This window comes from Chryseobacterium sp. P1-3 (genome assembly GCF_000738495.1).
GTDB lineage: Bacteria > Bacteroidota > Bacteroidia > Flavobacteriales > Weeksellaceae > Chryseobacterium > Chryseobacterium gallinarum.
Genome location: NZ_JPEQ01000014.1, coordinates 134,808 through 153,314, shown reverse-complemented (window position 1 = coordinate 153,314; position 18,507 = coordinate 134,808). Strand labels below are relative to the sequence as shown.

Annotated in this window: 23 protein-coding genes and 1 pseudogene; all 24 read right to left on the bottom strand. The window is 34.9% G+C overall.

The window, feature by feature from the left end; all coding sequences use genetic code 11:
* Nucleotides 1-52: 52 nt before the first annotated feature.
* Entirely contained in the window at nucleotides 53-1,156 is a 1,104-nt protein-coding gene (locus HX13_RS18060) for a rhomboid family intramembrane serine protease (protein WP_050022221.1), read from the bottom strand.
* 713 nt (nucleotides 1,157-1,869) lie between these two features.
* On the bottom strand, nucleotides 1,870-2,172 hold the full coding sequence (locus tag HX13_RS18050) for a glyoxalase/bleomycin resistance/dioxygenase family protein (protein ID WP_050022219.1): 303 nt from the start codon (nucleotides 2,170-2,172) through the stop codon (nucleotides 1,870-1,872).
* Nucleotides 2,173-2,183: 11 nt separating this feature from the next.
* On the bottom strand, nucleotides 2,184-2,729 hold the full coding sequence (locus HX13_RS18045) for a dihydrofolate reductase family protein (RefSeq protein ID WP_050022218.1): 546 nt from the start codon (nucleotides 2,727-2,729) through the stop codon (nucleotides 2,184-2,186).
* Between the two features lie 94 nt (nucleotides 2,730-2,823).
* The gene (locus HX13_RS18040; RefSeq protein ID WP_050022217.1) at nucleotides 2,824-3,483 is read right to left on the bottom strand and encodes a DUF2461 domain-containing protein; all 660 of its coding nucleotides are present in this window, start codon (nucleotides 3,481-3,483) and stop codon (nucleotides 2,824-2,826) included.
* A gap of 248 nt (nucleotides 3,484-3,731) precedes the next feature.
* A complete protein-coding gene (locus tag HX13_RS18035) occupies nucleotides 3,732-4,124 on the bottom strand; it encodes a T9SS type A sorting domain-containing protein (RefSeq protein ID WP_050022216.1) in 393 nt (130 codons plus the stop codon).
* Nucleotides 4,125-4,146: 22 nt separating this feature from the next.
* On the bottom strand, nucleotides 4,147-4,908 hold the full coding sequence (locus HX13_RS18030) for a Kelch repeat-containing protein (protein WP_128572493.1): 762 nt from the start codon (nucleotides 4,906-4,908) through the stop codon (nucleotides 4,147-4,149).
* A 353-nt stretch (nucleotides 4,909-5,261) separates the two neighbouring features.
* Nucleotides 5,262-5,843: a hypothetical protein gene (locus tag HX13_RS18025; RefSeq protein ID WP_050022214.1), complete on the bottom strand. Its 582-nt coding sequence runs from the start codon at nucleotides 5,841-5,843 to the stop codon at nucleotides 5,262-5,264.
* Between the two features lie 21 nt (nucleotides 5,844-5,864).
* Entirely contained in the window at nucleotides 5,865-6,311 is a 447-nt protein-coding gene (locus HX13_RS18020; protein WP_050022213.1) for a hypothetical protein, read from the bottom strand.
* Between the two features lie 21 nt (nucleotides 6,312-6,332).
* Nucleotides 6,333-6,741 (bottom strand): annotated as a pseudogene (locus tag HX13_RS18015) (XRE family transcriptional regulator).
* Between the two features lie 304 nt (nucleotides 6,742-7,045).
* Nucleotides 7,046-7,570, bottom strand: a complete 525-nt coding sequence (locus tag HX13_RS18010; RefSeq protein ID WP_050022212.1) for a DUF2971 domain-containing protein — start codon at nucleotides 7,568-7,570, stop codon at nucleotides 7,046-7,048.
* Nucleotides 7,512-7,721: a hypothetical protein gene (locus HX13_RS22635; RefSeq protein ID WP_050022211.1), complete on the bottom strand. Its 210-nt coding sequence runs from the start codon at nucleotides 7,719-7,721 to the stop codon at nucleotides 7,512-7,514. The genes HX13_RS18010 and HX13_RS22635 overlap by 59 nt, the downstream gene beginning before the upstream one ends.
* Nucleotides 7,722-7,780: 59 nt before the next feature.
* On the bottom strand, nucleotides 7,781-8,347 hold the full coding sequence (locus HX13_RS18000; RefSeq protein ID WP_050022210.1) for a hypothetical protein: 567 nt from the start codon (nucleotides 8,345-8,347) through the stop codon (nucleotides 7,781-7,783).
* A complete protein-coding gene (locus HX13_RS17995) occupies nucleotides 8,319-8,633 on the bottom strand; it encodes an FRG domain-containing protein (protein WP_050022209.1) in 315 nt (104 codons plus the stop codon). The genes HX13_RS18000 and HX13_RS17995 overlap by 29 nt, the downstream gene beginning before the upstream one ends.
* Before the next feature lie 147 nt (nucleotides 8,634-8,780).
* The gene (locus HX13_RS17990) at nucleotides 8,781-9,341 is read right to left on the bottom strand and encodes a hypothetical protein (RefSeq protein WP_050022208.1); all 561 of its coding nucleotides are present in this window, start codon (nucleotides 9,339-9,341) and stop codon (nucleotides 8,781-8,783) included.
* 423 nt (nucleotides 9,342-9,764) lie between these two features.
* Nucleotides 9,765-10,460 (bottom strand): serine protease, encoded by a 696-nt coding sequence (locus tag HX13_RS17985; protein ID WP_050022207.1) that lies wholly within the window; start codon nucleotides 10,458-10,460, stop codon nucleotides 9,765-9,767.
* Nucleotides 10,461-10,834: 374 nt separating this feature from the next.
* Entirely contained in the window at nucleotides 10,835-11,320 is a 486-nt protein-coding gene (locus HX13_RS17980; RefSeq protein WP_050022206.1) for a hypothetical protein, read from the bottom strand.
* Between the two features lie 186 nt (nucleotides 11,321-11,506).
* Entirely contained in the window at nucleotides 11,507-13,132 is a 1,626-nt protein-coding gene (gene groL, locus HX13_RS17975; RefSeq protein ID WP_050022205.1) for a chaperonin GroEL, read from the bottom strand.
* Nucleotides 13,133-13,203: 71 nt separating this feature from the next.
* Nucleotides 13,204-13,560, bottom strand: a complete 357-nt coding sequence (locus HX13_RS17970) for a four helix bundle protein (protein WP_050022204.1) — start codon at nucleotides 13,558-13,560, stop codon at nucleotides 13,204-13,206.
* Between the two features lie 57 nt (nucleotides 13,561-13,617).
* Nucleotides 13,618-13,896 (bottom strand): co-chaperone GroES, encoded by a 279-nt coding sequence (groES, locus tag HX13_RS17965; protein WP_002976538.1) that lies wholly within the window; start codon nucleotides 13,894-13,896, stop codon nucleotides 13,618-13,620.
* 174 nt (nucleotides 13,897-14,070) lie between these two features.
* Nucleotides 14,071-14,205 (bottom strand): hypothetical protein, encoded by a 135-nt coding sequence (locus tag HX13_RS25710; protein ID WP_262483571.1) that lies wholly within the window; start codon nucleotides 14,203-14,205, stop codon nucleotides 14,071-14,073.
* A 305-nt stretch (nucleotides 14,206-14,510) separates the two neighbouring features.
* Entirely contained in the window at nucleotides 14,511-14,642 is a 132-nt protein-coding gene (locus HX13_RS25705) for a hypothetical protein (RefSeq protein WP_262483570.1), read from the bottom strand.
* Nucleotides 14,643-14,903: 261 nt separating this feature from the next.
* Nucleotides 14,904-16,121, bottom strand: a complete 1,218-nt coding sequence (locus HX13_RS17955; RefSeq protein ID WP_050022202.1) for a cation:dicarboxylate symporter family transporter — start codon at nucleotides 16,119-16,121, stop codon at nucleotides 14,904-14,906.
* A gap of 78 nt (nucleotides 16,122-16,199) precedes the next feature.
* The gene (locus HX13_RS17950) at nucleotides 16,200-17,486 is read right to left on the bottom strand and encodes a CitMHS family transporter (protein ID WP_050022201.1); all 1,287 of its coding nucleotides are present in this window, start codon (nucleotides 17,484-17,486) and stop codon (nucleotides 16,200-16,202) included.
* 17 nt (nucleotides 17,487-17,503) lie between these two features.
* Nucleotides 17,504-18,145, bottom strand: coding sequence for a DUF2490 domain-containing protein (locus HX13_RS17945; protein WP_128572491.1), 642 nt, complete (start codon nucleotides 18,143-18,145; stop codon nucleotides 17,504-17,506).
* Nucleotides 18,146-18,507: the final 362 nt, after the last annotated feature.

Below are 18,507 nucleotides of genomic sequence, written 5' to 3'. Positions count from 1 at the left end.
GAAAAATGGTTTGATAAGGGTTAGCGTTTATTTAATTTTTATTTGTATAAAATTATTCTTCGTTTTCATATTCAGTGCTCAATTTGATTTGTTTTTTTATTTGCCCTGACATGATAACCCCAATGATAAACCCGCTAATCAGTCCGCCGATATGGGCTGCATTATCAATGCCACCCGCAAGACCCATCAACAGATTGACTCCAACAAATACCAGAGTACTTATCAAAAACGCTTTTCCAAAATCAGGCGGAAATACTTTTAAAACCAGACAGGCTAAGAAAAACCCATATAATCCGAATATGGCTCCGGACGCTCCCACACTTATCGTAGCATCATACCATAAAATACTTGCAAAACTTGCTAAAATTCCTGTAGTTAAATAGATGAGTGCATATTTAACCTTTCCTAAAAGGGGTTCAAGAAAAATTCCAACAAATAAAAGACCATACATATTGGCTACAATGTGCATAAACCCGCCATGAAGAAATGTGCTGGTCAATAGACGCCACCATTGTCCATTTGTTGTTAATGGTTTAAAATTAGCTCCCCAGTTCAACAGGTTTTGTCCTTTAAATGATAGCAACCCTAATCCAGAGAAAACCATTATAATATAAATTAACAGATTTAAATTGATAATAATAGGGGTTATATAAAAGCCTTCTTTCGGGATGAATAAATCCAGTATTTCTTTTACATCAGTATTTTTTGTCGTTTCTCCTTTCTTGAATTTTTTCAACTTGTTTTCCTGAAATTTTGGAAATAATAAAAGGATGAAATAGACAAGAAGGCCCATTCCAAAGGTTCCCAAAATCCACGGAAGTTTTTTTCCATTTCTTGCTTCGAAAGGCTCTGTTTTCGCCATAAAAACCAGATTCTCTTCTGTTGAACTTTGTTTTAGTTGCTTTAAAGCATTATTAAATTCATCATGATCCTCTGTATTTCCGATAACTTCCAAGTAAGTGAATTTCCTGAAATCAGTATTTTCAAATTCTTTTTGTGATTTTTCCGTAAATATTTTGTATTTCGCTTCCTTTTCCTGATCAGAAAGGCTGTTGCTAATCTGTTCATGATACTTTTTCCCCAGCCAGAACTTATTATTATGGCTTCCCACCTGGGTATCGTTTTCCAAAATTGGAATAGCAACGTAAATAAGCATATTAAAATTCTGATTATTTTTTCCTGTTACCGTAGCCGTGTTTTGTACAGCGATATGTTCTTTGTCTATATAATAATTTTTTTATTGAATAATACTTTGTTTTATCGTGTTGTAAAATTTGCGAAATATTATCAAGTTGGGTTAATTTACCTGTGGCTGTAATTAAATACTCCTGCGCAATTATGGTTGGGATAGCGATAGCAATACAGGCTATAAGCTGATAAAAGAAAGAACCGTTATCATTTTTGAATTGTAATAATTTTATTCGGGGTCTCAGCCAGATAAAAACCGGTATCCAGGGTAAGCCAAAGGGAAGCCAGAAGTTGAGTATTTCCTCTTTGAGCGGAATTCCTGCTTTTATAAATAATAGCCAATGTAAAAATGTATACGTTATAATAAACCCTGTTGCTATAATGACGAAAGGTTTGTAAATAAACTTCAGCTTATTTGTAAATCCAGCCATATTTAAGTGATTTGCTTTTACGGAGCATTTGTAATTTTTCCATCAGAAGTAGTAATATTGCTTTAGTAGTCTACATCTATTTTTTCCGGATCGGATATCATGAATAAAAATTATCAACTCTTCTTGGTAGGCTTGTTAGAATATTGCTTTTTATTTCATTAATTTTCTTCTGATAGTCTATTTTTTGCTTTTCAGTTGAAATACATTCCCTTCCGGATCTGTTCCGTCACAAAGCCGGAAAGGGTAGTTTTCAAAAGTTTTGATTTCCCTCATCGCAACTTTTTTTTGAGATCAGTTCATCCCTGGCAGACTCAATATCGGTATCAATGTCAAAAACGATTTTGATATTGTTGCTAAAGGTTTGATCCGCTTCTGTTTTCTCAATATACTGATCTCCGATTTTATGTAATCCCATATGAGCGCTTCCTGCATCAAGTAAAATCCAGACCGGATCTTCTTCTATTATTTTCAGGTTAAAGTTTTCCACATAGAAATTTCTCAGCAGCTGAAGGTCTTGTACAAACAGAATAATGGTGGCAAGCCTGGCATTCATAATCTTATCAATTAGTTTAAACTTTCATAAATAAGCTGTACGACGCCTGATTTGAAAACATTGGTTTTAACCAACTTTAAATTGAGCCGTTCCATTACATCTTCAAAAAGCGGCTTCCCTTTTCCCAAAGCAACCGGGTGAACAGATATCCTGTAGGTATCAATAAGATTCTCCTGAATGAATGTCTTGATAAGACTTGCTCCTCCATACAACCAGATATCTTTCCCGCCCTGTTTTTTTATCTCTGAAACTTTTTCCACAAGATCAGAATTGATAAAAACCGCATTTTCATCTTCTCTGTTCTGGCTGGAAAAAACAAATTTATTTTTTGAATGAACTGCTTCCCAAAGTTTTTGCTCCTCAGGACCTGCATTTTCTTCCGGCTGATAATTTCCCCATGCGTCATAGCTCACTCTTCCGTAAAAAATGGTGTCTATTCCTGCAAGAAATCCATCAAAATCCATATCATCATCCATGATACACCAATCGGTCTCTCCATTGGGGCCTTCAATAAAACCGTCTAAGGTAGTGGCAAGGTCTAAAATTATTTTTTTCATTTTAATAGTAAGTGATTAGGTTTCTTTTCCGAGGGCCTAAATTACAAATAAGGGGAATAGAATAAAAACAGATATTCAGTTTATACATAAATTTTTAGAACAAAGGTTCACCATTCAAATCCGTCGTAAGCACTTCGCTCATGTAATCGAAAAAGGGTCGCATTGCCAACAAGGTAAGAACTGCTTCTTTCTGAAAGGTATCTGATAAAACCTCCTTATCGGTAAATTTCCGCATCACCAGGAATTGTTTTTTTCTGATCAGGTCTATAGCCGGATGGTTTTTATCAAAACCCCGCGGTGCTGTTTTTACAGCATCACCTTTAAGTTCTCCAAAATATTTGATGAAAGTTTTGTCGGAAGTAATTTTTTCAATTTCTGTACTGCTGATTTCAAATTCTTTGCGGATACGGAGCAAATCTTTGGCCTCCGGTCCCCAAAATCCACCTCCTACAAAACTTTTTCCCGGTTCCAGCTGAATATAATATCCGCCTCTCAACATAGGTTTTGATCGGGAATATCCCACACCAAAATTGGTTTTATAGGGTGTTTTGTTTTTGGAAAAACGGACGTCATTGTAAATCCTGAAAATATGGATTCCTTTAAGCTGATCATGCTCCTGAAGTTCATGATAGATCTGAGTAAATAAAACTTTATTTTCCTTTACAATGGCATCATATTCGGATTTGTGCCTGGCGAACCATTCCCGGTTGTTATTTTCTTTCAGATGGGTGAGAAATTCAAATGTTTTTTTCATATTCAGATCAGGACTTTCCTTCGTTGATATATTCTTTGTAATCTTCTTCTAATTTGTCAATTTCTTTGATTAAAAAGTCATAGATATTCCCTTCAAATACTTCATAATCTTCTTCGTCATATTTGTCGTACTCAATTTTGATGATTCCGTTGTCTGTATAGGCTCTGTACAGGTTTCCGCTGCGTTTGAAAAATAGCTGGCCAAGAGGCTTTTCTTTAACAAGGTATGGTCAATTAAATTGAAGCTTGTTATCTTACAATTTTAATCTGTTGCAAAACCCCTTTCTCATCTTTAAAACTGAAAATATAAGTTCCCGGTTTTACTCTTGATAAATCTATATTTCTGTTATAATAGGCAAAGCCCCTGCTGACTACCTCTCCATCTAAAGAGTAAACGGTAAATTCAAATTGATTGCTGTTATTTTTATTGCTGATGATGAAACCGTCTCTGGATGCATTGGTATAGACTCTTGTTTTAGTTTCACGGTCTTCACCGGCTGCATTTGAAGAGAGTGCATCCTCAGAAATATCAGCTGCTTGTAAGCTTTTAATAGACGATTTGGTTACAGATGTTGTACTTCCGCCGATGATGTATAATTTATTGTTGTATACTTCCGCTGCAGCATGTCTTCTGGGAATCATATTGGATGATAGTTGATGGAATTTATTGGTTGCCGTAATCAAAATAGGCCAGAAACGTCTGATTATTATAGCCTCCTGCAATAAAAATCTTATTACCGGATACGGCTAATGAATGTCCGGATATCCCGGCGGGCATCGTAAACTGATCGGTCCACCGATTTGTGTTAAGGTCGTAAACATTGATCAGCCGGGATGAGGTGCCGTTAAAACCACCAATCACATAAAGCTTGTCATTCACAATTTTACCCTTTGTTTCCCTGGCTGTGGGCATATCCGGTAATGGATGCCATGTATCTGAAGCAATATCATAATATTGGAATCTGTTAGAAAATTTAGTGGTTGCTGCGCCATTGAGCCCGCTGCCGCCGAACACATATATTTTTCCATTATGGATGGCAGAACCTGCATTTCCTGTATAGGAACGGTTAACAGCCCCCTTCGTTACTTTCTGGGTTGCAAGGTCTACAATTTCAAGATGGCTGTTTCCCCAACCGTTAAATATATAAATTTTATTATCATAAGTCTCCGAATTAGCAAATCTTTTGGGACTTAGAATAGAATTGAGAACACTCCATTTGTTATCAGTAATATTATATTTTTCAATATAGTTGGCAATGCCTCCGCTTTCCTGATATCCATTGCTCACATATATATTATCATCCACAATTACACTGGTTGTAGCTCCTCTGCCTACCGACATGTTGGCGAGACTTTTAAAATTAAGAGTTTGCGCATGAGCCAGCAGTGAACTTAAAAATGACAGGAATAATAATTTTGTTTTCAATGGTATGGGCTTTAGTGTTTGGTTTTATCTTATTCTTTCAGTGATTCAGGTTTATTTTTAATACCGGACTTTAATTGCATATCATGGTTTAAAGATAGGAAAAAGTTGGAGAGGATTCTCTGCTTTTACCAGATGATAAAGTTTTTTTTCTCTAAAAACAAGACCGCTTCATTCATCCTCTGTATTTTACTAATATGCTAATTTTCTGGCTTTTGTTTATTGAATCATTTGTGGTGGTAGTTGGGTAAACAAGGGTAATTTTGCTATCCGAAGACTCCTGACTTTGGATTATTTATTAGCTCAAAGTCAGGAGACTTTACGCAGCAGGGAAATTGGGAGAATGGAGCTAACAATCAGTGATATCCTTTTATTTTCTGTAAAATAACAGCATCATTCTTATTGGTATTCTTTTCAATGAGGACATCTAAAATCTCTCCATATAATGCTCTTTGCTTTTCATTGGGAGCGTTCATAGGGTTGATTTGAACTAATTTTCCATTGGAGTATACAATAATAATGTTTGTTGACATCCCATCCATTGCGGGTTTTAAATCTTTATCATTAAAATCTTCTGATGTAAAGGAGTCTGATATTCTTTGAATTCTTTCAATATCATTTTTTGACAGCTTAATTTTAAAAGGTTGCAGTTCCGGCCTTTCATTGAGGTATTCCAGATGTTGTTTTTCTTCTTCTTCACTCCATTTTTCTCCATTTTCCTGTGATGGAGGCAGAGGTGGATTATAAGAAACAGGACTGTAAAAAATCAAATACTCGTCAGTGAAATTTAAGATGGTTTCAGCAGGAAGATGAAACGTAGGATAGTATCCTATTTTTATCAGAACGGGTTTAGGTTTTTCAGTTGTGTTATCACTATTTTTCTTACTACAGGAAAATAAAAGTACAAGACAAAATAATAGCAATTTAAAGTTCTTCATAGATGAAAATATACAATGTTTTTACTTGGTATAATCCCCTGCAACAATAGATTTTTCCATGGAGCTTATAATCTCAGAAACGGGAGTGGTAAATATCCCGGCATCTCCTTTATCGAATTCTCTTTTCCAGTAAGAATATCCGTCCATTTCAAGGGAATCCGGCTTTTTGCCGGTCTCACTTTTCAGAGTGGTGACACTTTTGTCCAAAGCTTCTTCTGATATGGGAATATGGCTGAAATATTCTGCAAAACCTGTAGGACTGGCAGGGTTTTTAATTTTCAAACCACTGATGGAAATATGAATTACTTTTCCGGTTTCAGGATATTCTTCAATCTTGAAGATTTTAAGAATTGAGCTTTTTTCCGTAGGACGGGTTTTGTAGTTCCATTCCTGGCCGATATGGTATTCTTTTTTTGCACAGCTGAAGGATAGCAAGAGGAGTAATGCTATGAAAGTATAGAGTTTCATGAAGGGTTGGTTATTAGTTTTTTATTTTTGAATCAGCTGTTCCAGTCTGGTCATCATCTCATCTTTTTCTTTCAGCATTCTTTCGTACAGCGCAATTTTTTTCTTCGTGTAATTTTAGTACCTGCTCAATAGGATTGAAAATAGGATTATCATTTTTCTGATAGCCAATACTGTGATCCCCAAAAGTATTTGCAATTACATTCACTGCCTCTTCTTCATCAAAATTCTCAATCGCTTCCACCGGAATTTTCAAGATGTCAGAAATTCTTTCTAAAATATCCTCTTCTATTTTTTCTTTTTGTTCTAAAAGAGAAACTTTCTTCTGATTCCAGTCTTCACCAAGATCAAAAGCCAAAGCCTCCTGCTTAATGCCCAGCATCTCCCGAAAACGCTTGATATTTCTCCCTTGATGTATTTTTTTGTTTTGCATATTTGTGTATGTTATAGAAACAAATATAAGTAAAAGTTTGGGGATAGGAAATGGGGTAGTGGGGGTATTTTATCTTGAGATAAAAGAGCTATTAGCAAAATTGAAAAAGAAGAAGTTGATTTAAGAATTTCAACAATACAGGAACTAACTAAAGGTTTAGAAGTTCACCCTCAAGAATTGTTTGATTTTAAAATAGAATAAAAACTAATCTCCGAAGTCTTCATACTTCGGAGATTAGTTTTTAACATATTAGTTTTATTTTGTTAACTGACAGTCAGGAGACTTTGTGCAGCACAGTAAATTGTTATAATATTTTTTCAAACTTCAAAGTATATGAATTGTTGGAAAGTGTACTTTGATAAAGATTTATTTTTTTATCTATACATAGTTTGGTTATGGTCTCCTTTACAATTTTATTAATGTTAGCCCCTAAATAAATTGCTTTAATTGAACCTGAAGGGATTTTATGTAATCCTTTTTTTGAGGAAATATAGCGAAACTCATTTTCATATTCCCATAATTTACTTTTTCTCCTCAGATAGAATTGGAAATTTGAAGGAAGAGAAAGAAAATCTATTGGAATATCTTTATATTCTACGTCCATAAAAAAAACTTCATCGTCATTTTCAAAATTTAATTGATTAATTATATTTGAATTTAGATCGTATTCAATACAATAACCCTTGTGATTATCTGCATAATGACTCCACATTACTAGATTTGTATTCTCTTCACATAATGATAGAATTCCAACTTTATTAAAATATTCATCAACATTTTTTTTGAAATGGAATAAAAAAATCAGTAACAATTTGTTCAGTACCTTCATATTCTTCAAGCGTTTTTGTAGAATAAACTTTTTCAAAAGGATCATTTAAATATTCAATTCCAGAAAACCAAATTTCATCATTCATCATTGTTTGAATATCACGTGTAAGATCTTCTATTGTTTTTGCACTTTTAAATTTAAATAGATTCATTTTATTAATCCTGATTTTATACTTTAATCACTATTTTGCCAATACAATGTTATGTGTGGTTATAATTTCTTGTATTTATCTTTTAAAAAATCAGCCAAATCATCAAGTTCGGGAAATAAATTTGCTTTACTGATTCCTAAAATTTCTAGTTCTTTAAGTATGGAATGTTTTTTAGAAGCTGGAACAATTACTTTTTCATTATTCGGTTTCAAAATCCATTCTGATGGAACATTGGGACAATTCTTTTTTTCTCGGTCTACTCCAAAAATTAAAAAAGCCCCACTTTGTCTAATTATTCTGGGGTTATCTAATTTAACTTGAACAGCAAAAACACTACTTAAATCTGATGGATCTATTATGTCAAAAAAATGAGGCTTATCTTCTTTAATATGATGTAACAAGTATCCGAAATATTCTTTATTAATAAATTTAACGTCTGCTTCATTATTGTAATCAAAATTTGGAGAAACTTGATATTTAAAATCGCTTCTAAGTTTGCATAAATTTGCTAAAATTGTAATTCTATCACTATCGTAATAGCAGTTTTCTGAATTAGGAATTTCTAATATTATTACCTCTCCATCTGCTTTTTGATTATCAATACATGTAAAATATAATGCAACCAATGCGTTTTTTTGTTATGTCTAAAATTCTAGTAGGAATTCCATAGTGTTGCATCTTAACTAGTTGCTCCAATGTATTTTTACATTTTGAAAAATCTTGTGGACAATTTAAAATTGCTTCTCTATATAAATGATGTTCATTTTCAAAGAAATTTTCTTTTCTATATAGAGTTGGTTTTAGTTCAAAATTTTCTGCATCTGAATGACCTCTGAAAAAAATATTTGCTTTGCTTTTAGATATATATTGTGTTAAAGCATCAGTAAATTCGCTTACGTGATCTATTATCATTGGTATTGGTTTTATAATTATACATAATGTTTCCTAGCTTTGGATTCGAGCGGGTTTCAGAGCATAAAGTTTCAACTTATTATAAATGTTCATTAGAAGTACAATGCTCCAAGTTTGTATGTAAACCAGTCTGATGCAAAATTCGTGTTATCTGCCTGTTTTTCTTTTTGCTTTGTAATCATTTCTAGTTTTTGAAAAATGCCATCTATAAAACTTAAGTGTCCAGAGTTCATAAAATCTTGGTGTTCTACCGTTTAAATAACACTTACGAATACAATTATCTAAACTGTCTCCCAATCTAGTCCCTCTCTTAACAACTTTCTTTGCAACTTCAATATCGTCCAATGTGTAAAGAGTAAAGTCTGGAAGTCGTGTTAAGTAAAGAATATTCTCTTCAAGCCCCCAAAGAGAATATCTTATTTTGGGTCTAATATCTTTCAATTTACCCTTTGCATCTTCTGCCTTTTGCCTCCAGTTTCCTCGGCTTTCCTCTGTTTTGTTTTTGAGTAGTATATTACTAATTGCAATCAATTGGTGAATAGTGTCTGATAAGTCAGGAATATAAGCTTCAAGTGTTTTCCTATTTGCTGCTCTTATTTCTGTCGGTCTTGTTGATAGTAATGTCAGTAAGGAAAATATAGCAGCGATTATTGCAGCAGCTAAAGTTGCAGTTCCTTCGTCAATATTTATTTGCAGTATTGTTATCATTAAATGGCTATTAGCTTTCTAATTTGTGCATTGCGTCAATAATGACAATAGATGTTGCGCAAATGTTATTTTGATTTTAGCTATCTATTGTCAATCATTAAAATATAAATATACTATTTCCTTACGGGAAATCATAAAAATAAAAAACCGCCCCACAAAAGCAGAGCGGTTAGTATATTAATTTGTTTTAGCTTACGCTGTTACATCATTCCTGGCATTCCACCACCCATTGGCATAGCTGGTTCGTCTTTTTTCACTTCAGTGATAACACATTCAGTGGTAAGAAGCATTCCAGATACAGAAGCTGCGTTTTCAAGGGCAACTCTTGTTACTTTAGTTGGGTATAATCCCTGCGATATATATTTAAAAAAGATTACTTTTGATGGCTGTGTATAGTGGGGAACTAAATAAAATACCTAAGATTTACATTAGTTCTTTTATAATATCAGAGGAATTATTAATTATATCAAATTTGATTGCTGTTCCCATTCCTAAATTTAAATTGGCTTTCATTTCAGTAATTAGTTGTTGAATTATTTGAATTGGATCTAAATTTCCAATTTGTATAACAGTGGGGATTTTTAAATCTTTGATTTGGTTTAAGAAAGAAGATAAATTTCCCATTTTAGAGTTTACTATTCCTATTAGTTCACCTTTATTATTAAAAAGTGGACCTCCAGAATTTCCATGATTTACTGAAGCATCAATAAATATTTTACCAATTTCAATACCAGAAATATTTGCCCCCATTGCTGAAATTGATGATGTGTGTGATGGGAAGCCAACCAAGAATACTTCTTGTCCAATTTTTAGATCATTGGGATTCCCAATTACTACACCATTGGGACATGGAGTGTGTAATTCAATTATTGCAATATCTATATTAGGGTCATTAAAAATTATTTTCCCTAAATGTTCAGCATTATTTGTTGTTTTAATTAATAATTGAGTGTTTGGTATATTTACACAATGACTGCAAGTTATAACTTTTTTACCATTGTCAATTAATACCCCTGAGCCATTACTTATTATCAATTTTTGATAATAGAAGGTGCTTTGGTAAGCAATTATTTTGACTACAGAGCTATTTATTTCTTCATATTGTACAGAAAAATCCATTGATTATTATTTTTAATATTAAAGATACTATTTCAAGTTGATTAAGTTATGGAAAAATGTGATGAGAAAATTAAAGGTAATAACATGTAGTGATTTAATGAAAAGTCAATTTTTTATAAACAAGAAAACCGCCCTACAAAAGCAGAACGGTTTATATATTAATTTGTCTCAATGAAACGTTGTTACATCATTCCCGGCATTCCGCCACCCATTGGCATAGCTGGTTCGTCTTTTTTCGCTTCAGTGATAATGAATTCATCATTTTATCTCCAAATATTTCACTGTTGATCTATTATGAAAATAAACCTTTTATCTTCTGAATGGTTTTCTTTTACATCATTAAGCAAGAATTGTTTTTGGAAGGGGAGGAATACTTATTGAGAGCTATTGTCTATAATTGGATATTTAAAATCATCTATTGTAAAAATTTCTTCTTCAAGTAAATCAGTTTCCAAAAGCCCCCATCTATCTCGGTTTCCAAATCCAAAAAACCATTCTTCAGTCTCAATCATTTTAGCCTCTTTTTCGTAACTTGTTTTATCTTTTTTTGACTTCCAAAAAAAATTATAAGTTCCCATTATTTCGGTTTCCAATTGAATTTTTGCTGTATCAAAGTCAATTTGGCGTAAAATATTTTCAAATTCTAAAATAAATTCTGCCCAATAATACTCGATTTGTTTATATGTTGCTCCAAATGAAATGACAGGATCTTCGTAGTAAGTTTGATCTGAGATACCAAGCCCGAACATTTCAGTCCTAAGCATCCATTCATCATTTCCTAGATTTTGAATAATTTCTCTTACTTTGTCAAGATTATTTTCTATAACTATTCTTCCGTGTACAATTGATTGAAATCCCATATGCTTATTACAACGTTTCCTAATGTCCAAATTTACTCATTACACTCATATAAATTACCAATATTTGTTTTATTATTAACATTTGGGTATACATTAAAAATTATAAATCTGAGGAGATATTATAAAAAAAAAACCGTCCCACAAAAGTAGAACGGTTAGTATATTAATTTGTCTTAGCTTACGCTGTTACATCATTCCTGGCATTCCACCACCCATTGGCATAGCTGGTTCGTCTTTTTTCACTTCAGTGATAACACATTCAGTGGTAAGAAGCATTCCAGATACAGAAGCTGCGTTTTCAAGGGCAACTCTTGTTACTTTAGTTGGGTCAATGATACCAGCTTCAAGCATGTGAACGTACTCGTCTGTTTTAGCGTTGTATCCGAAGTCTCCGTTTCCTTCTGCTACTTTAGCAACGATTACAGAACCTTCACCACCTGCGTTGGCAACGATTTGTCTTAATGGCTCCTCGATGGCTCTTTTCACGATTTTGATCCCTGTAGTTTCGTCAGCGTTAGCTCCTGAAAGTTCGTTTAAAGAAGAGATTGCTCTTACTAAAGCAACACCACCACCTGCTACGATACCTTCTTCTACGGCAGCTCTTGTAGCGTGTAATGCATCATCAACTCTGTCTTTTTTCTCTTTCATTTCTACTTCAGAAGCAGCACCTACATAAAGTACAGCAACACCACCAGCTAACTTAGCTAATCTTTCCTGAAGTTTCTCTCTGTCGTAATCAGAAGTTGTAGTTTCCATCTGAGCTTTGATCTGAGCTACTCTTCCTTTGATTTTCGCTTCATCACCACCACCGTTTACGATTGTTGTGTTGTCTTTGTCGATCGTTACTTTCTCAGCAGTTCCAAGCATATCCAAAGAGATGTTTTCCATAGTGAAACCTTGCTCTTCAGAGATCACCTGTCCACCTGTTAGGATTGCGATATCTTCTAACATTGCTTTTCTTCTGTCTCCAAATCCAGGAGCTTTCACAGCAGCAATTTTAAGAGAACCTCTAAGTTTGTTTACTACTAAAGTAGCTAAAGCTTCTCCTTCAACTTCTTCAGAGATGATTAATAGAGATTTACCACCTTGTGCAATTGGCTCAAGAACCGGTAACAACTCTTTCATTGAAGAGATTTTCTTCTCTACTAAAAGGATATATGGGTTTTCAAGTTCAGCTAACATTTTCTCAGGGTTCGTCACGAAGTAAGGTGACTGGTATCCTCTGTCGAACTGCATACCTTCTACAACGTCTACCGTTGTATCAGTACCTTTAGCTTCCTCTACAGTGATTACTCCTTCTTTACCTACTTTTCCGAACGCTTCAGCGATTAAAGAACCGATTGTATCGTCGTTGTTAGCAGAGATAGAAGCAACCTGTTTGATTTTTTCTGAAGAATCCCCAACCTCCTGAGACTGGGATTTAAGGTTTTCCACAACAGCAGTTACCGCTTTGTCGATCCCTCTTTTAAGATCCATCGGGTTAGCACCTGCTGCTACGTTCTTAAGACCTTCTCTTACGATAGCCTGTGCCAATACAGTAGCGGTAGTAGTACCGTCTCCTGCGATATCGTTGGTTTTGGAAGCAACTTCTTTTACCATCTGAGCTCCCATGTTTTCTACCTTATCTTCAAGTTCGATTTCTTTAGCTACAGAAACACCATCCTTAGTTACGTGCGGAGCACCGAAAGATTTTTCGATTACCACATTTCTTCCCTTAGGACCTAAAGTTACTTTTACTGCATTAGCCAATGCATCTACACCTCTTTTTAGAGCGTCTCTTGATTCAATATCGAATTTTATTTCTTTTGCCATAATTTTTTAAGCTTTAGGCGACTTGCTGTTAGCTTTTGGCTTTTACAAGTCGTTAGTTTAATTTTATTTTTTTAATTTCCATTGAGCTTGTTCCATAGAGTTACAAGCTTCTTTTTTAGTATGGTCAACTCTTCCAAAAGATTTTGGTAATCAATTTCATGAATGTATCCTAAGTCTTTCGCAAGAATTAATTGGTTCTCAGCTTCATTGGATGATCCCAGAGCAATATTAATGAAATTGGCAAATTCTTTATCTGAATTTCTACCACTTCCTTCTGAAATATTATATCCAATAGATGCAAATGATCTTCTGATTTGAGAGGTAAGCCCAAAAATTTCTTCTTTCGGAAAATTTTTGGTTGAAGTATAAATTTTTAAAGTCAGTTGATGACTTAATTGCCAAACTTCGAATTTTTTAAAATCTCTCATCAATTAATTTCTATGTAGAAAAAAAGCCATTTGCCAGAAGCCAATAGCCAGAAGCTTTTACCCGATGATTCCCAATAAGTCAGCTTCTCTTACGATTAAATAATCTTTCCCTTCTAACTTCAATTCAGAACCTGAGTATTTTCCATAAAGAACTTTGTCACCTACCTGAACAGTTGTAGGCTCATCTTTTTTTCCAGGACCTACTGCCACTACAGTACCTTCTTGCGGCTTTTCCTTTGCAGTATCCGGGATAATAATACCTGAAGCTGTTTTAGTTTCTGCTGCGATTGGCTCTACCAGAACTCTGTCTGCCAATGGTTTAAAGTTTACTGACATAATATATTTATTTTTTAATTATTTCTGTCTTGTAATTCTCTAAATGTATGCCATCAGCTGCCAATGGATGAAATGGCAGATTTTTTATTGGGGATGTGAAAATTTGGCAGAAAAATAAAAAACAAAGCCGGAAATTTTTCCGGCTTTTTATCTAACTGTATGAGTTGTCTCTTACTATGGGCAATATTGTCCCGGCCCGATCCAAAGGATGCATTGTCCTTTGTAATTGTACTCACAGCAATAGCGTCCTGCGGCCCCGCCGTTGATTGATTTCTGGGCATCTCTGCTTAATAATTTAGCGTTTTTCATAGGTAATCATTTTAGTTTGTTCTACATCCTGAGCATGATAAGTCAATCAGGTTTTTGACATTTGGTGTTTAAAAGTAAATCAAAGATAATATTTTTTCCTTTAAATGTGATATATTTTAACTGTTTTTTTTAAATGTAATTTACTGGTTGTTAAGTGATAGGTGCTTTTTTTTTGAAAGCGTTTTTGTGGAGAGGATTGTGCTGGTTTTATATTTCTTTCTTTATAATTTGTATTTTAATATAATTCCAGTATGAAAAGAATAAGCCGGAAATGTCCGACTTTTATTACTGTTATATAAGCCGGGCTATGGACAATATTGCCCCGGTCCGATCCATAAAATACAATTGCCATTTCTGTCCTTTTCGCAACATTTGATTCTGGCTGTAACAATTCCTCCACAGATGGCTCCCTCTTTAATAGTTTTGCATTTTTTCATATGTAATACTTTTTATTGTTGTTTAAAAGTAAGTGTTTTAACTCCAGGATGTTATGTTGTTTGTAGACAGGCATAGGGTATTGGTATTTTTGAAGATCTGCTTTTTATGAAGAGACTTCCGGAAACATTTTTTTTCAGCAATATCCATAATTAACCTGACAATTTCTTCTTGTTTCGGTATTAATATATTGTAGCAGAGGCTTTATTACTTTAAAAAGTAACATTATTGAACAGGAGGAATTGAATAAAAGTGAAACTCAATTAAGCAGAGGGAATTTCGTCTTTCTGATGCTGGTTTATTTTAGAAATAATAGCTCCTGAAACTGCAATACCAATAAAATTGGTTACCGATCTGGCCTCATTCATAAAGCGGTCTACGCTATAAAGGAGTGCAATATCCGTTAACGGGATCTTTCCGAACCTGTTCAATGTAAATATCAGAGCTAAAAATCCTGAGCCCGGTACACCGGAAGCCGTTTTTGAAGTAACGGAAATAATAATAAAAAGCCACAGGTAATCATTAAAGCCCAAAGAAATATTATAAAACTGAATAAGAAAACAACAGGTTACTGAAATATAGATACAGGCTCCTGCAAGATTAAAGTTATACCCCAACGGAATAATAAACCTTAAAATCTTTCTGCTATACCCCTCAGATTCCATTTTTTCAAAAATTAAAGGGAAAGCCGTTTTGGAAGATGAAGTAGTAATAACAAGAATGATTTCTTCCTTGATCCCCAGTAAAAATGTCCAGAGATTAAATCCAAATCCATAAGAGATAAGGCCTAGAATTCCAAAAATAAAGACAATGTCTGCAAGATAGACCGTAGCGACCACTTTGCTCAAAGGTAAAAGAGTATTGATGCCATATACGGCAATTCCATAGGCAATGTTACAGAAAATGATAAGAGGAAGAATGAAATAGAGGTATTTAATGACCGTATAAAAAATACTGGTGCCCCGTTCCAATAAATTCAGAAATTTTTCTTTTTTGGAAGAAAGGTTCATGATAATACCTATCAGGATAGAAATTAAAAGAAAGATGCCATGCCTGTTGAGATACAGGAGAGTGGATAAATCACCGTTTTCGATTTCAAAGGTTTTTGGAAGGGTAGTGTTTATATAGGAAATATCAATGCCTGTATCAGAGCCAGGCTGCATAATGGAGCCAAAAACAATGCCCAGGATGATGGCGATGGAACCTACCGTTAAAAAATACAGGATGGTCTGCCACACAATATTACTTGCGTTTTTAATCTCAGAAAGCTGGCAGATTCCGTATATGATCGCCATAAAAATGACAGGCAGGATAAAAGCTTCCAGAATCATAAAGAAATACCGGCTCACCACTCCTAGCTTTATACTTTCTCCGGGAGCGTAATGTCCTGCCAATACCCCGCCTACGATTGCTGTAAACACATACAATGTAAGATTTTTCAGATATTTGCCGGTGAATGTTTTCTGAGGTAAGAAATTCATCTGGAAGAATAAGCTGTCTTTACAAGAAATTAGGCTGATTATATTTTTAGTTGAAGATAATAATTATTCCTCAAATTATCATATCGTTCCAAGAAGCAAGGCTCCGGCAAGCATAATAATGGATGACCCTATTGCCCACTTCAACGTATATTTCAAATGATCTGAATATTCCACACCGGCCAGTGATACCAAAAGATAAGTAGAAGGAACGAGTGGGCTCAGCAAATGTGAAGCCTGCCCTACAAGACTTGCTCTTCCCAATATTTCCGGGGCAATACCCAATTGATGGCCCGTGGCTTCGATGATGGGCAATATTCCAAAATAATAAGCATCATTGGTAAGAAAAAACGTAAGCGGGACACTGAAAACAGCTGTAATGATATTAAGATAGCCACCCCAGCTCTTCGGTACAACTTCGATCATACTATTTCCCATAGCCTGCATGATACCTGTGCCGTTGAGTATTCCCGTAAAAATTCCGGCTCCGAAAATCATCCCCGCCACGGAAAGGGCGTTTCCGGCATGTTTTGAAATGATTTTTTGCTGATCTTTCAGCTTGGGATAGTTGATAACAGATGCGATACAAAATGCAATCATAAACGCGATTCCCAAAGGAACGATATCAAGTATCATGACTGTCAGGAGGATGAGTGTCAAAATAAGATTGATCCAGATCAGCTTTGGACGCAAAAGTTTCGGATCCGATTCTCCGGCAATATCGCTCGCGCTGTATTGGATGTATTTCCCATATTTGGCAATCCTTTTTTTCTCTTTTCTTCCTAAGATATAAGCAACGAATATCACCCACGCAATTCCTAATGCCATAATAGGAATCATAGGGACGAAAATCTCTGTGTGACCTAGTTTCAGAGAGCTCATTACCCGCGCGGTAGGGCCGCCCCAGGGCAATATATTCATAATCCCCCCGGCCAGCATGATAATACAGGTAAGGGTAAGCGGGTTCATGCCCTGTTTTTTATATAGGGGAAGCATGGCAGCCACAACAATAATATAAGTAGAGGAACCGTCACCATCCAGGGAGACCAAAGTGGTGAGAATAGCGGTTCCGATAGTCGTTTTTACAGGGTTGTCGCCTACAGCCTTTAAGATGAGGTTTACCAGGGGCTCAAAAAGCCCGGTATCTATCATTAAGCTGAAATAAAGAATAGCAAAGATGAGCATAACCCCGGTAAGGGCAATTTCCTTTACTCCGTTTTTCATCATTTCTCCCAGATGAGGACCAAAGCCTGCAACTAATGCTATAGCTACGGGAATAATCACTAAGGCAGTAAGCGGAGTCATTTTTTTGTTCATGATAAGCACCATAAAAATGATGATCATCAGAAATCCAAGGAGTGTAAGCATAAGTGGATGTATTGAAGTTATTTATTTTTATTTTTTCTCCAGTCGAAACTATTTCTGTAGCCGATATAGGCATAATTACTTGTGGATCCTGTTTCCAGTTGGTTAATGAAAGCGATTTCCACAGCTGAATTTTTTCCGGTTTTTATCCCGACACCGGCTGTTAAACGGTTGCTGTCAAATGGTTCATCTTTCACAACGTTCATCCTTATTTCATTTTTCAGAATCCCGTAGAATTTTTCTTTTTCCCCGGCTTTATTGAATGGAATTCTTAAAGAAATAAGGTATCGCAGCCTTACAATAAACTCATCAGGGTTGCTTATAAACCGCTCTTCTACACGGAAACGGTGGGAGATGGAGGTTCTTCCGATATTGCCCCCCAGACTTACTTGCTGGAAAGGTCTTTTCTCATATCTTTCTCTTTTGGTATTGTCAGACTTATATGAATCCAGAATAAGAAACATCATTCCCAGGGCAGGTTTTACCTCATTGGCAACTTCATAATCAACATAGGCAGAGACCAGGAAAAGTCTTGTATCATAGGCAAGATCAAAAGACCGGTACTGGGAAAGTGCGGTTAAGGTGCTTTTATCCGTAAGTTTTGCAGACATAAGATACTGGAACCACATATTGTAATTGTCGCGGCTTTGGGCACAGATCATCTGGCCAAAACCCAGTAAAAAAAAAGGTGATTAACGATAATTTAATTTTCATGTAAGACTGAATTAATATCCTGCTGATTCAAATATATTTATAAGAAGGGGCCGTGAATTTATTTTTCAATCAATGACAGTTTTTATCAGTGAACTGCAATCCCGGATAAAAAAGGCCTTATATTTGAAAGATTGAAAATTGGATATTTTAGATGTTTTTTATTATCAATATTATATTTATATTGTTGGTTTTCAGAATTTTACTTAACGGTAGGATTTTGAAAAGGCTGATGGAATATCACTGGGGATTTCTGCTGAACTTTCAGCACGCTTTGTTCTTTTTATTCTTTTTAATCATCACTTTTTTTACC

Bases quoted from the DNA above. Each gene is read 5' to 3' on its own strand.
- HX13_RS18060 (WP_050022221.1), bottom strand. From the start codon at position 1,156: ATGCTTATTTACGTTGCTATTCCAATTTTGGAAAACGATACCCAGGTG.
- HX13_RS18050 (WP_050022219.1), bottom strand. From the start codon at position 2,172: ATGAATGCCAGGCTTGCCACCATTATTCTGTTTGTACAAGACCTTCAG.
- HX13_RS18045 (WP_050022218.1), bottom strand. From the start codon at position 2,729: ATGAAAAAAATAATTTTAGACCTTGCCACTACCTTAGACGGTTTTATT.
- HX13_RS18040 (WP_050022217.1), bottom strand. From the start codon at position 3,483: ATGAAAAAAACATTTGAATTTCTCACCCATCTGAAAGAAAATAACAAC.
- HX13_RS18035 (WP_050022216.1), bottom strand. From the start codon at position 4,124: ATGATTCCCAGAAGACATGCTGCAGCGGAAGTATACAACAATAAATTA.
- HX13_RS18025 (WP_050022214.1), bottom strand. From the start codon at position 5,843: ATGAAGAACTTTAAATTGCTATTATTTTGTCTTGTACTTTTATTTTCC.
- HX13_RS18020 (WP_050022213.1), bottom strand. From the start codon at position 6,311: ATGAAACTCTATACTTTCATAGCATTACTCCTCTTGCTATCCTTCAGC.
- HX13_RS18010 (WP_050022212.1), bottom strand. From the start codon at position 7,570: ATGAAGGTACTGAACAAATTGTTACTGATTTTTTTATTCCATTTCAAA.
- HX13_RS22635 (WP_050022211.1), bottom strand. From the start codon at position 7,721: ATGAATCTATTTAAATTTAAAAGTGCAAAAACAATAGAAGATCTTACA.
- HX13_RS17995 (WP_050022209.1), bottom strand. From the start codon at position 8,633: ATGATAATAGATCACGTAAGCGAATTTACTGATGCTTTAACACAATAT.
- HX13_RS17990 (WP_050022208.1), bottom strand. From the start codon at position 9,341: ATGATAACAATACTGCAAATAAATATTGACGAAGGAACTGCAACTTTA.
- HX13_RS17985 (WP_050022207.1), bottom strand. From the start codon at position 10,460: ATGGATTTTTCTGTACAATATGAAGAAATAAATAGCTCTGTAGTCAAA.
- HX13_RS17980 (WP_050022206.1), bottom strand. From the start codon at position 11,320: ATGGGATTTCAATCAATTGTACACGGAAGAATAGTTATAGAAAATAAT.
- groL (WP_050022205.1), bottom strand. From the start codon at position 13,132: ATGGCAAAAGAAATAAAATTCGATATTGAATCAAGAGACGCTCTAAAA.
- HX13_RS17970 (WP_050022204.1), bottom strand. From the start codon at position 13,560: ATGAGAGATTTTAAAAAATTCGAAGTTTGGCAATTAAGTCATCAACTG.
- groES (WP_002976538.1), bottom strand. From the start codon at position 13,896: ATGTCAGTAAACTTTAAACCATTGGCAGACAGAGTTCTGGTAGAGCCA.
- HX13_RS25710 (WP_262483571.1), bottom strand. From the start codon at position 14,205: ATGAAAAACGCTAAATTATTAAGCAGAGATGCCCAGAAATCAATCAAC.
- HX13_RS25705 (WP_262483570.1), bottom strand. From the start codon at position 14,642: ATGAAAAAATGCAAAACTATTAAAGAGGGAGCCATCTGTGGAGGAATT.
- HX13_RS17955 (WP_050022202.1), bottom strand. From the start codon at position 16,121: ATGAATTTCTTACCTCAGAAAACATTCACCGGCAAATATCTGAAAAAT.
- HX13_RS17950 (WP_050022201.1), bottom strand. From the start codon at position 17,486: ATGCTTACACTCCTTGGATTTCTGATGATCATCATTTTTATGGTGCTT.
- HX13_RS17945 (WP_128572491.1), bottom strand. From the start codon at position 18,145: ATGATCTGTGCCCAAAGCCGCGACAATTACAATATGTGGTTCCAGTAT.